12 protein-coding genes and 1 other RNA gene are annotated in these 10,829 nt (G+C 68.3%); 2 read left to right on the forward strand and 11 right to left on the reverse strand.

What is annotated here, in order from left to right; translation table 11 throughout:
• Window positions 1–9 precede the first annotated feature (9 nt).
• The 8 genes from QRO93_RS10665 to QRO93_RS10700 form a co-directional block, all read right to left on the reverse strand.
• Window positions 10–855, reverse strand: a complete 846-nt coding sequence (locus tag QRO93_RS10665) for a SirB1 family protein (protein ID WP_006467102.1) — start codon at window positions 853–855, stop codon at window positions 10–12.
• Window positions 856–1,037: 182 nt separating this feature from the next.
• Window positions 1,038–1,481: a DUF192 domain-containing protein gene (locus QRO93_RS10670; RefSeq protein ID WP_008266483.1), complete on the reverse strand. Its 444-nt coding sequence runs from the start codon at window positions 1,479–1,481 to the stop codon at window positions 1,038–1,040.
• A gap of 20 nt (window positions 1,482–1,501) precedes the next feature.
• Entirely contained in the window at window positions 1,502–2,149 is a 648-nt protein-coding gene (gene rpiA / locus QRO93_RS10675; RefSeq protein ID WP_006467017.1) for a ribose-5-phosphate isomerase RpiA, read from the reverse strand.
• A 22-nt stretch (window positions 2,150–2,171) separates the two neighbouring features.
• On the reverse strand, window positions 2,172–2,651 hold the full coding sequence (locus QRO93_RS10680) for an EVE domain-containing protein (protein ID WP_133935480.1): 480 nt from the start codon (window positions 2,649–2,651) through the stop codon (window positions 2,172–2,174).
• Window positions 2,648–3,241, reverse strand: coding sequence for a 5-formyltetrahydrofolate cyclo-ligase (locus QRO93_RS10685; protein ID WP_180880884.1), 594 nt, complete (start codon window positions 3,239–3,241; stop codon window positions 2,648–2,650). The genes QRO93_RS10680 and QRO93_RS10685 overlap by 4 nt, the downstream gene beginning before the upstream one ends.
• Before the next feature lie 83 nt (window positions 3,242–3,324).
• Window positions 3,325–3,510, reverse strand: a non-coding RNA gene (gene ssrS / locus QRO93_RS10690) — 6S RNA.
• Window positions 3,511–3,607: 97 nt separating this feature from the next.
• Window positions 3,608–3,904, reverse strand: a complete 297-nt coding sequence (locus QRO93_RS10695) for a cell division protein ZapA (RefSeq protein ID WP_006467013.1) — start codon at window positions 3,902–3,904, stop codon at window positions 3,608–3,610.
• The gene (locus QRO93_RS10700) at window positions 3,901–4,122 is read right to left on the reverse strand and encodes a TIGR02449 family protein (protein ID WP_005410898.1); all 222 of its coding nucleotides are present in this window, start codon (window positions 4,120–4,122) and stop codon (window positions 3,901–3,903) included. The genes QRO93_RS10695 and QRO93_RS10700 overlap by 4 nt, the downstream gene beginning before the upstream one ends.
• Window positions 4,123–4,275: 153 nt before the next feature.
• Between QRO93_RS10700 and QRO93_RS10705 the strand changes: the two genes are divergently transcribed.
• Both QRO93_RS10705 and QRO93_RS10710 read left to right on the forward strand, forming a co-directional pair.
• Window positions 4,276–4,824 (forward strand): UPF0149 family protein, encoded by a 549-nt coding sequence (locus tag QRO93_RS10705; RefSeq protein ID WP_053450696.1) that lies wholly within the window; start codon window positions 4,276–4,278, stop codon window positions 4,822–4,824.
• 5 nt (window positions 4,825–4,829) lie between these two features.
• On the forward strand, window positions 4,830–6,152 hold the full coding sequence (locus tag QRO93_RS10710; protein ID WP_180880898.1) for an aminopeptidase P N-terminal domain-containing protein: 1,323 nt from the start codon (window positions 4,830–4,832) through the stop codon (window positions 6,150–6,152).
• Between the two features lie 474 nt (window positions 6,153–6,626).
• Here QRO93_RS10710 and pepQ read toward each other — a convergent pair whose 3' ends face one another.
• The 3 genes from pepQ to QRO93_RS10725 all read right to left on the reverse strand — a co-directional run bounded on the left by pepQ (window position 6,627) and on the right by QRO93_RS10725 (window position 10,686).
• Window positions 6,627–7,958, reverse strand: coding sequence for a Xaa-Pro dipeptidase (gene pepQ, locus QRO93_RS10715; protein WP_053511718.1), 1,332 nt, complete (start codon window positions 7,956–7,958; stop codon window positions 6,627–6,629).
• A 74-nt stretch (window positions 7,959–8,032) separates the two neighbouring features.
• Window positions 8,033–8,407 carry a PilZ domain-containing protein gene (locus tag QRO93_RS10720; RefSeq protein WP_053511717.1) on the reverse strand — a complete coding sequence of 125 codons (375 nt, stop codon included), beginning with the start codon at window positions 8,405–8,407 and terminating at the stop codon, window positions 8,033–8,035.
• Window positions 8,404–10,686 carry a DUF1631 family protein gene (locus tag QRO93_RS10725; protein ID WP_180881080.1) on the reverse strand — a complete coding sequence of 761 codons (2,283 nt, stop codon included), beginning with the start codon at window positions 10,684–10,686 and terminating at the stop codon, window positions 8,404–8,406. Before QRO93_RS10725 ends, QRO93_RS10720 begins: the two co-directional genes overlap by 4 nt.
• Window positions 10,687–10,829 lie beyond the last annotated feature (143 nt).

Genomic DNA, 10,829 nt, shown 5'->3' on the forward strand with positions numbered 1-10,829 from the left:
CCGGTAAAATCAATGCAGCCGCGGCATTGGCCCGCCAAGGTCGATCAGCTTCTCGCGCAGCCACTGCGCATCGCTGGCCTCGGGGTTGCGCTTCAGGTACTGGCCCAGGTCATGACGGGCCCCGGCCAGGTACTCCAGCTGCAGGTAGGCCAGGCCGCGGTCGCGCAGGGCGTCGTCCTGTTCCGGGGCCAGCTTGAGCAGCCGGTCGGCACTGCGTGCGGCGCGGTCCCATTCGCCGGCCTCGGCATAGACGCCATGCAGGTTGCGCAGCATGCGCATCAGGATCGCGCGCGCCGGCGCCGGGTCGAGGATCTGCGCCAGCACCTGGTCGTCGGGCATCTGCCCGCCCAGGTGTGACTTGGCCCGCTCGCGCAGTTCGTCCACGTCCAGTGGCCGGCCGCCGTTGAACGGGTCCATCACCAGCACGCCGTCATCCACCGGCAGGCGCACCAGGAAGTGGCCGGGGAAAGACACGCCATCAAGGGGAATGCCCAGCCGGCGCGAAACTTCCATCTGCACCAGGGCCAGCGAGATCGGATTGCCCAGGCGCCGCTCGAACACCTGGTTGAGGTAGCTGTTGCGCGGGTCGTAGTACTCGTCGTGGTCGCCGCTGTAGCCCAGCTCGTCGAACAGGTGGCGGTTGATCGCCGCCATCTTCAACGGGCTGTTGTCGATGGCCTCCACTTCCGAGCGGAGGTGGTCGACATGGCTCTGGATCAGCGCGTCATAGGTGGACGGCTGCAGATCGGGGTATTCATCGCGCGCGATCAGCAGCGCGGTCGGCAACAGCGGCAGCGCCTCGTCTTCGAGGTCGGCCAGTGCATCCCAGTCGGGGAGTGTGATCCGGTCCTGCATGGTCACAGACTGGCGTCATTCGCAGACGGTTTCAAGCGGTGCCGCGTGAAAAAGCCATGGCCTGGGTCGATGGGCTTCCAGTGGGTGTGGACCTTGGTCCACACCACAGCCTGCCCGTGCGCGGCAAGCCAGTGCCGACCAAGGTCGGCACCTACCGGTCCTGCTCAACGCAGGGCGAAGATCTACTCGATGCCCGGGCCGAAGGTCAGCGCGGTGCCGTCCTTCAGCTTCAGCTTTTCGGCCTGGCCGGCGTTGAGTTCCAGCACGTAGCGCGCCGGGCCGCCGCTGGGGTACGGCGGACACATGTCGCCGGCCGAGCACGGCGGCACGTCGCGCTGCTGGCTGACCAGTTTGCGTTCGTTGTCGAAGTACAGGATGTCCAGCGCGATCTTGGTGTTCTTCATCCAGTACGCCTGCATCTCTTCGCGGTCGTGGACGAACAGCATGCCGTGGTCGGCCGCCATCTGGTCGCGGAACATCAGCCCGCGCGCGCGGGTTTCATCGTTGGTGGCCAGCTCGACCTGGTAGCGGGCGCCGTCCAGCTCGACCCAGTGGCGGGCCGCGTCGGTGGCGCAGCCGGCCAGGGCCAGCAGCGGAAGCATCAGCAGCGAACGCAACAGCGACATCGTCAGGATCCTTGGAAGGGTCAGAGCACGACCGGCGGCTCGCCGCCGACGATCACCACGTCGGCGCGACGGCGCGCGAACAGGCCGACGCAGACCACGCCCGGCAGCTGGTTGAGCTCGCGCTCCAGCTTCTCCGGATCGGTGATCTGCAGGTTGTGGATGTCCAGGATCTGGTTGCCGTTGTCGGTGACCACGCCTTCGCGCCAGGTCGGCTGGCCGCCGGTCATGTCGCGGATCTGGCGGGCGACCAGGCTGCGCGCCATCGGGATCACTTCCACCGGCAGCGGGAACCCGCCCAGCACCGGCACCTGCTTGCTCGGGTCGACGATGCAGATGAAGCGCTCGCTGGCCTCGGCGATGATCTTCTCGCGGGTCAGCGCGGCACCACCGCCCTTGATCAGGCACTTGTTCGGGTCGCACTCGTCGGCGCCGTCCACGTACAGCGACAGGTTGCCGCTGTGGTTCAGCTCGATCACCTCGATGCCGTGCTGCTTCAGGCGCGCGGTGCTCTGCTCGGAACTGGACACCGCGCCCTTGATGCGGTGCTGGATGCGGGCCAGGGCATCGATGAAATAGGCCACGGTGGAACCGGTGCCGACACCGACGATCATGCCGTCTTCGACGTATTCGATGGCTTTCTCGGCGGCCAGGCGCTTGGCTTCGGACATGGGAGAACTCTCAGGCAGGGAATCAGGATTTCTTTTCCAGCGACAGCAGCAGCTTCCACTGCGCGGCGGTCACCGGGAACACCGACAGGCGGTTGCCCTTGGCAACCAGCGGGAAGCCTTCGCCGAGTTCGTCGGCGTGCAGCTTGATCTCGTCCAGCGCGATCACCTGCTTGAGCTTGCGGTCGAAAGCCACGTCCACCAGCATCCAGCGCGGGTTCTCGCGCGTGCTCTTGGGGTCGTGGTAGTCGGATGTCGGGTCGAACTGGGTGTCGTCCGGATAGGCCGCGCTGGCCACCGTGGCCAGGCCGACGATGCCCGGCACCTTGGTATTGGAGTGATAGAACAGGATGCCGTCGCCGACCTGCATGCCATCGCGCATGAAATTGCGCGCCTGGTAGTTGCGCACCCCGTTCCAGGGTTCGACCTTGACCTTGGCCAGGTCATCGATGGAGAAGGCGTCCGGTTCGGACTTCATCAGCCAGTAGCGCTTGCGGGCGGTCATGCGTTCACGGGGGCAGCGGAGGGGAACAGGGTGCCGCCTTCGGTGCAGATCGCATCCACCGGCACGTCCCACGACGCCACCGGCAAGGACTCGACCTGCTGCACCGCGAACGCCGCACCGACCAGCCAGGGCGGCGCCGGCCGGTCATGGCGGAAGGCGAAGCTGCGATCATACCAGCCGCCCCCCATGCCCAGCCGCCGGCACTGCGGGTCGAAGCCCACCAGCGGGGTCACCACCAGCGCCATCTGCGCCGGTTCCAGCGTGTCTGCCAGCGCCACGTCGGGCTCGGGGATGCCGTAACGGTTGCTGGTCAGCGGTTGGCCGGGGCGCCACGGTGCGAAGCGCAGCACGTCGCCGGCCAACACCGGCAGGCAGTAGGTGAGGCCTTCGGGCAACTGCAGCTGCCAGCGGTGCAGGGCGATTTCACCGTCCAGCGCCCAGTAGCCGGCCACGGCGCCTTCGCGCGGCGCGAACGGCAATGCGAGCAGGGCATCGGCAAGTGATTCGGCGGCGGCGATGCGCTCAGCGGCGGAAAGGTCGCGGCGGCGTTGCCGCAGGTCGTGGCGCAGGGCCTGGCGCGGGTCGGTCATGGCGGCGTGCGGCAAGGATCAGCCGCCATTGTGCCGCAAAGAACAAGGGCGACGCCCGAAGACGCCGCCCTTGCTGGAATATTGCATTCTCCGCAATGTCGATGCATGCGAAACGACCTTGAACCCGGGGGCTCAAGTGGGAACGCTGGAGAACCATCGGGCTTCCCGCTACAAGGCGGACCTGCACTCCCGGCGCTGTCGCGCTCCCGGTGTCGTTCTTAAGGGACAAGGCGAATGTTTGCACATGCCGTCGAGTACCGCAGAGAACGCGTCGCCATTATAGCCAGCGCGCAGGATCTGGATAGGCCGTTCGTCGGCAACAGTCCGTGCCAATTCAGATATGAGAAGACGCGTTGTGCGCGTTCTTCAGGCGCCGCCGTCGATCGCGCGGTCCAGGCGCCGGTTCAGGTCGGCGAGCGTCTGCTGCAGCGCCACTGCCTGGCGGGCATTCTCGTCGCGCAGCAGTTGCAGTTCATGGGCCAGGTTCAACGCGGCCAGTACCGCCACGCGGTCCACGGCGGCCATGCGGTTGCTGCCGCGGATCTCGCGCATGCGGGCATCGAGCAGGCGCGCGGCGGCCATCAGGCTGTCGCGTTCATCGCCACCGACGCCCACGGTGTATTCACGATCGAGGATGCGGACACTGACCGGTTCGGCACTCATGTGTGCTGCTCCAGGGATTTGAGCCGGCTGATCATTGCTTCCACCCGCGAGCGTGCCTGCTCGTTCTTGGCCAGCAGCGTGGAACGCTCGGCCACCAGCTGTTCCTGCTGGTGGCGCAGGCTGCGGTTCTCCTCGGCCAGGCGCTGGTTGCGTTCAAGCAACGCCTCCACGCGGGCGGCGAAGTCCTGCAGCTGGGCAAGGGGATCGGCGGGTTCCATGCGGGCACGATAGGCAAGCCGGGCAAGGGCGGTCAAGCGTTGTCGCAGCAAGGCCGGACGGGTACGGGGAGGAGGCCGTCGGATTGCTACACTACGGGGTCTCACGGGCGCGCGCGTGCGCACCCCGGGTTTCCTTTCCGAACGAGCCGCACGATGACTGAACTTCCCTCCGTCGACGACGTTAACCGCGCCAGCCAGGAACTGGGCCTGGGCGCCACCGCCGCCGAGCTGCACGGCGCACTGTGCGGCTGGCTGGCCGCCGGCGGCGCCCCCGGCAACGACTGGCCGGCGCGCGTGCTGGCCGACGACAACCTGCCGCCGGTGGCCGCCGACAGCGTGCTGGGCCAGCTGCTGCAGGTCACCATCAAGCAGCTGGAAGACCGCGACTTCGCCTTCGAGCTGTTGCTGACCGACAGCGACGAGGTGGCCGCGCAGGCCGATGCCATGTTCAGCTGGACCCGCTCGTTCCTGGGCGGTTTCGGCCTGGGCAGCGGCGGCCGCCGCCCGACCCTGTCCGAAGAGGGCGAAGAGGCGTTGACCGACATGGCCAGCCTGGCCCGTGCCTCCAGCGAGGATTTCGAGGCCGGTGGCGATGACGACGACGACGCCCTGTCGGAGATCGAGGAATTCATCCGCGTGGCGGTGCTGCTGCTGCACGGCGACGTGGTGCTGGCCTCGCGCCATCGGCAGCGCCTGAACTGATGGATATCAAGCAGCGCACCGGCATCGCGGCCGGCGAGTACAAGCGTCGCCGCCGCCAGCTGATGGACATGGCCGGCGAGGACGCGATCCTGGTGCTGCCGGCTGCGGCGGAGAAGGTGCGCAGCCTCGATACCCATTATCCGTTCCGGCAGGATTCGGACTTCCAGTACCTGAGTGGCTTCCCCGAGCCGGAAGCGGTGCTGGTGCTGATTCCCGGCCGTCGCCATGGCGAGGCCATCCTGTTCTGTCGCGAGCGTGATGCCGAGCGCGAGGCCTGGGACGGCAGCCGGGCCGGCCAGGAAGGCGCGGTGGCGCAGTTCGGCATGGACGACGCTTACCCGATCGATGATCTGGACGACATCCTGCCGGGCCTGCTGGAAGGGCGTTCGCGCGTCTACTACCACTTCGGCCGCGATGCGGATTTCGACCTGAAGCTGATCGGCTGGGTCAACCGCGTGCGCTCACAGGTGCGCCATGGCGCGCAGCCGCCGCATGAGTTCCTGGAGCTGGGCCACCTGCTGCACGAACAGCGCCTGTTCAAGTCCGGTGCCGAAGTGGCGCTGATGCAGCATGCCGCGCAGATCAGCGTGCGCGCCCATCTGGCGGCGATGAAGGCGGCCAAGGCGGGAATCCACGAGTACGAGCTGCAGGCCGAGCTGGAACGCGTGTTCCGCGCCAATGATGCCGTGCCGGCGTACTGCAGCATCGTCGGTGCAGGCCGCAACGGCTGCATCCTGCACTACCGCGACAACAACGCGCGGTCGCGTGATGGCGAGCTGGTGCTGATCGATGCCGGTGCCGAGTACCGCGGCTACGCCAGCGACATCACCCGCACCTTCCCGGTGAACGGCCGCTTCAGTGACGAACAGCGCGCGCTGCATGACCTGGTCGGTGAGGCGCAGGCCGCGGCACTGGCGCAGGCGAAGCCGGGCGTGCCGTACGAGAGCGGCCACCTGGCGGCCGTGCAGACCCTGACCGAGGGCCTGCTGCGGCTGGGCCTGCTGAAGGGAACGCTGGAAAAGAACCTGTCCGAAGGCCTGTACCAGCGCTTCTACCGGCACAAGACTGGGCACTGGATCGGGCTGGACGTGCACGACGTGGGCGATTACCGCCTGGCCGGTGATTCGCGCCTGCTGGAGCCGGGCATGGCGTTCACCATCGAGCCGGGGCTGTACATCGGCGTGGACGACACGACGGTGGAGCCGCGCTGGCGCGGTATCGGGATCCGCACCGAGGATGATGTGCTGATCACCGATGATGGCCATCGGGTGTTGACCGAAGGCCTGGCGCGCAGCGCCGACGAGATCGAAGCGGTGATGGCGGGTTAAGGGGTTTCGGCAGGGCTTGCAGCCCTGCACCTGCTCAATGCAACGGCAACGGCAAAAGCCGAAGCGGCATTCCGTGGGATGGCGGGGCACTGTGGGTTTGCGGGGACGCCGTAAACCCATCCATGGGGGCTTGGTCGCCGCATCCATGCGGCTCACACCCCGCACACCCACAGTGCCCCGCCTTCGACAGGTTCACGCGGCTGTTGGTGGGTGCCGACCGTTGGTCGGCACATCTGTCAGATATCGATAAACAAAATGGGGTCAGATCCGTTTCCTTCGGGAAACGGATCTGACCCCGCATGTGTCTCGCCGTCACCGGCAATCTGTCAGAGGTGGGGCGGTGTGGGCTTGCAGGACCGTTGGCGCCATGGATGGCGCCATCGAGCCCCCATGGATGGGTTTACGGCGTGTCCTGCAAACCCACCCCGCCCGGCCAAGCGCGGCTTTTGCTCTAAGCATCCAACCACGAGGGGCTCAGCCGTTGGCCGCTGCAAACTCCGGCCGCGTCAGGTTGTCCGCCTCGCCCTCGGTGCACAGCACTTCGTCCTCGATGCGGATGCCGCCATACGGACGGAAGAAGTCCACGCGGTCCCAGTTGATCGCATCGCCATGGCCGGCGTCCTTCACTTCGTTCAACAGCATGTCGATGAAGTACAGGCCCGGTTCGATGGTCACCACCATGCCCGGCTCCAGCACGCGGGTCAGGCGCAGGTAGGGATGCCCCGCCGGGCGCTCGACGCGGCCGCCTTCGTCGCTGGCCGCGAAACCGGCCACGTCGTGCACCTGCAGGCCGATCAGGTGACCGATACCGTGCGGGAAGAACGCGGCGCTGACGCCGGTCTCCACGGCGGTCTGCGGCGACACCTTGATGACGCCGAAGTCCTTCAGTACGCCCATCAGCGAGAGATGCGCGTCCACGTGCAGCTGCTTGTAGTCGAAGCCGGCGCGCACCGCCGCACACATCTGCTGCTGGGCGGCATCGACGGCGTCGATCATCGCGGCGAACTCGTCGTGGCCGTGCGCGGCGTAGGTGCGGGTGATGTCGCTGGCGTAGCCGTGCGCGCTGGCGCCGGCATCGATCAGGAAGCTGCGCAGCGGCTGCGGCGCCTTGCGGCCCAGCTCGGTGTAGTGCAGCACGGCGGCGTGTTCGTTCAGCGCGACGATGTTGCCGTACGGCAGTTCATTGGCATCCTGGCCGACGGCCTGGCAGTAGGCCATGTGGATGCTGAATTCGTCGGCGCCATTGCGGAACGCGGCCTCGGCGGCACGATGGCCACGCACGCCCAGCACCTGCGCCTGGCGCATCAGCGCGATTTCATACGGCGTCTTGTAGGCGCGGTGCCATTCCAGGTAGTTCACCACCGGCGCCGGGTTGTTCGGCACGAATGCACCCAGCGCGCTCTGCGGCTCGCCGAGGATCGCGCAGCGCGACGGGTCGGCCGGCAGCAGCGCCAGTGCTTCTTCGGGCGTGCGGATGATGTGGATGTCGAAGTGCTCCACCCACCAGCCGCTCGGTGCATCCGGCACCACGTGCCAGTAATCGAAGGGCTGGTGGAAGATCACCGCCGGGCGCTTGCCGGGCGTGAACACGATCCAGCTGTTCGGCACGCGGGTGAGCGGCAGCCAGGCCTTGAACTGCGGATTCACCGCGTACGGGTAGTCGCGGTCGTCGAACACCTGGTAGTGCAGGGTGCCGCTGGGCACCACCAGGTGATCGAAGCCGCCGCGGGCCAGCGCCTGTTCGGCACGTCGGCACAGCACGGCCAGGTGGTCGGAATACAGGGCGCCGGGGTCTTGCTGGATCATTGCGGTGGCTCGACACGAAAACGGCCCTAGATTCTGCCGCATACCGCGAAAAACCGCTGTGCCGGAACCGGCACTCAGGCCGTCGAAACCGGTCCCTCGTCGCTGTCTTCGCCCACCCACTGGCGCAGCAGCTGCCGATGTTCGCGTGACAGGGTGAGGAAGCGGAAGCCGGTCCAGCTCTGTCCCGGCACGTGCGCCGGTTCGCTCCACAGCAGGTGCACGCCTACGTCGATGGCTTCCTGGCGGCCATCGGCCATCGGCAGCGGGAATCGCAGCTGGTACAGCGCATCCTCGCGCAACGGCACGCTGGCCAGCATCAGCATGCCGGTTTCAGAAACGTTGCCGAGGCGGCCCACTACGCTGTCGCGCATCTGGTCGGTCACCGGCACCAGGTCCGAGACCTGGCGGCGCGGTGCCCGACGGGTGTCCTGTGGCGGCTGGGTGTTCATGCAGGGGTTTTCCGGGTGTGGCCTACGGCCAGCGCACGCAGCGCATCGAGGCTGGCCTGCCAGGCACGATCGACCAGGCGGCCCTTGTCTTCGGTGACCAGCTGCGCGCGGCCGGCGCTGAGCTGGCGGGCGAGGGTATCCAGGTCGGTATCGGCGATCTTCTGTCCGCGTGGATTGACCATCAGCGCGTGGCCGGTCAGCAGGCTGTACCACGACAGGCGCTGGCGGCGCAGTGTGCCATCGCCGGTGTCGATGTCGAACCAGCTGCCGAACGGCAGGGTGGACAGCTGCTGGTAGGCGGCTTCTTCGGCACTGCTGCGTGGCTCGGCGGGCGCGCCTGCGCTGGACGTGCCGGCATGCTCGCCCAGTCGCGCGCGCGCTTTCAGGCGTGCGCTGAGTTCGGTACGCGATGTGCTTTCGTCCTCGCCGCCGGGCGTGGCCAGGCGGCGCGCGACGGCGGCGGCCTCCTCGGCGTGGTAGCCGACCTGCACCAGCGCCGCTTCCACCTCGGTGGCCAGCGCAGCGTCGGTGCCATCGGCAGCGTCCGCGGCCTGGGCGGTCACCGCCGCGATGCGCTGGGTCTGCTGCAGGCGCTCCTGCCACTGCGGTGAATCGTCACCATGGCGCAGGCGGGTCAATGTCAGGGCGTCGGCCCACGCCTGGCGCAGCAGGGTCTGCACGAAGCGCGGCGGCGCCTGGGTATCGCAGCACTGGTCGATCTGTGCACTGGCCTGGCGTCGTGCCAGGTCCAGGCGTTCCTTGCCGCGTGCGGCCTCGACGTGGCGGCGCTCGGCCAGCTCGGCGCGATGGGCGGCCGCGCGCTGGTGCTGCTGCACGTCTTCATTGGCGGCAGCGAAGGCCTCGGGCGTGCGCGCATCCTGGCCGAGCAGCCCCTGCACGCTCTGCGCCATGCGCTGCAGCAGCTGGGGGTCGACGTCATCATCGCCGAGCCAGTGGGCACCGGCTTCGGCGATCTGGTTGAGCAGTTCGCGGGCGGGGTGCTCGTCACGCACGAAGAAGCCAGGGTCGGCCATGGCCGCGCGCGCCAGCGGCACCTGCAGGCGCGCCAGCAGCGCGGCCGGTACCGGGTCGGGGCGTTGCTGCTGCTGTACCTGCTGCATCAGCAGGCGCAGCAGGTCGAGATTGTCGCGGTCGTGGCTGCCCAGCTGGGCCTGCGCGCCGTGTTCGCTGCGCAGCTGGGCGACCACCGCGGTCTGCAGGTCGGCAAGGCCGGTGGCGGCGCTGGACTGGGCCTGCAGGCGCGCGAGCACCGCATCCACGGCGGCGCTGGGTACCGCAGCGGACGGCGCGGGCGCGGTACTGGCGTGCCGGGCCTGCTGCAGCAGGTCGTGCAACGCGCTGCCGGTGGAGGTGGTGAGCCCAGGCACGGCGGTGTCGCGGCCACCGGCGTCGCTGACCGCTTCCTGCACCAGGTTCGACCACGAGCCCGACGGTGCCGATCCGTTCCAGCCGGTCAGCGGCGCTGCGGGGGCGCGCTTGGCCGGCTGCGTCGCGCGGCCACCGCCGACGGAGTGGGTGATGATGCGTCGCGTGCTCGACGAACGGGCCAGGTAAGGCGTGTAGACCAGGCCGGGCAGAACGCCGTGCTGGGCCAGCAGCGCATTGGCGCGGTCGAGCACATCGCCCAGCCGTTCCAGCACCTGGCGCTCGAAGCTGCGATACAGCGCCAGCTGTACGTCGGCGCCGAGGGTGTCCTGCTCCGCGAGCCGGCGCACCATCGCGCACAATGCCTGCGGCGCCAGCGGCAGCGCGTCGGCCTCGAATGCCGGCGCCGCCGCCAGCACGCCCAGCCGTTGCCCGAGCAGGTTCAGGGTATTGGTCGAGCGCAGGGTTTCGCGCCGGATCATCTCGGTCAGCAGCAGGTCGCGGTCGACGTCATGCTCGGCCACCAGCGACAGCCCCAGCACGCCGGGCAGCGGCGGCGGGGTGGCCCCGGCGGTGGCTGCAGTCGCAGGCTCGCGCAGGCGTGCCAAGGCCTCGGCAACGGAATCCAGCATGCGGTCGGGGAAGTGACCGGCAAAGGCATGCAGTTGTCCGCGCTGGGCCATCAGTTCGGCCTGCTGCAGCGGATTGCGCGCGCGATCGGCGTCGTGCAGCAGGGTCTGTTCCAGCGCCTCGACGGTCAGGATCAGCGGCGCGGCCAGCGTCTGCCGGCACAGGCCGATCAACGCGCCCAGCAGTTCGCGCACCCGCGGCGGCAGGTCGGCTGCGGCCAGGCGGGCCTTGTCTGCAGGGGTGGGGGAGAAGACAGCTGACATCTGCGAGCGGTACCCGGAATCCCGCGGATCGATCCTGTGAATCTACCGTGTCGGCCGCGGTCGGCGCTACTTTAGGGTGAATGTGAAATGCATCTGCCGGGCATGGCCCCGATGCGCGGTAGTGGGGGGGGGGGGGGGGGGGG

The organism is Stenotrophomonas maltophilia group sp. Smal17, from assembly GCF_030237045.1.
Classification (GTDB): domain Bacteria; phylum Pseudomonadota; class Gammaproteobacteria; order Xanthomonadales; family Xanthomonadaceae; genus Stenotrophomonas; species Stenotrophomonas forensis.

What these genes read in the sequence shown, in the direction of transcription:
- QRO93_RS10720 (WP_053511717.1), bottom strand. Translation starts at nt 8,407, where the DNA reads ATGAACACCCAGCCGCCACAGGACACCCGTCGGGCACCGCGCCGCCAG.
- QRO93_RS10665 (WP_006467102.1), bottom strand. Translation starts at nt 855, where the DNA reads ATGCAGGACCGGATCACACTCCCCGACTGGGATGCACTGGCCGACCTC.
- pepQ (WP_053511718.1), bottom strand. Translation starts at nt 7,958, where the DNA reads ATGATCCAGCAAGACCCCGGCGCCCTGTATTCCGACCACCTGGCCGTG.
- rpiA (WP_006467017.1), bottom strand. Translation starts at nt 2,149, where the DNA reads ATGTCCGAAGCCAAGCGCCTGGCCGCCGAGAAAGCCATCGAATACGTC.
- QRO93_RS10700 (WP_005410898.1), bottom strand. Translation starts at nt 4,122, where the DNA reads ATGGAACCCGCCGATCCCCTTGCCCAGCTGCAGGACTTCGCCGCCCGC.
- QRO93_RS10725 (WP_180881080.1), bottom strand. Translation starts at nt 10,686, where the DNA reads ATGTCAGCTGTCTTCTCCCCCACCCCTGCAGACAAGGCCCGCCTGGCC.
- QRO93_RS10695 (WP_006467013.1), bottom strand. Translation starts at nt 3,904, where the DNA reads ATGAGTGCCGAACCGGTCAGTGTCCGCATCCTCGATCGTGAATACACC.
- QRO93_RS10670 (WP_008266483.1), bottom strand. Translation starts at nt 1,481, where the DNA reads ATGTCGCTGTTGCGTTCGCTGCTGATGCTTCCGCTGCTGGCCCTGGCC.
- QRO93_RS10685 (WP_180880884.1), bottom strand. Translation starts at nt 3,241, where the DNA reads ATGACCGACCCGCGCCAGGCCCTGCGCCACGACCTGCGGCAACGCCGC.
- QRO93_RS10705 (WP_053450696.1), top strand. Translation starts at nt 4,276, where the DNA reads ATGACTGAACTTCCCTCCGTCGACGACGTTAACCGCGCCAGCCAGGAA.
- QRO93_RS10680 (WP_133935480.1), bottom strand. Translation starts at nt 2,651, where the DNA reads ATGACCGCCCGCAAGCGCTACTGGCTGATGAAGTCCGAACCGGACGCC.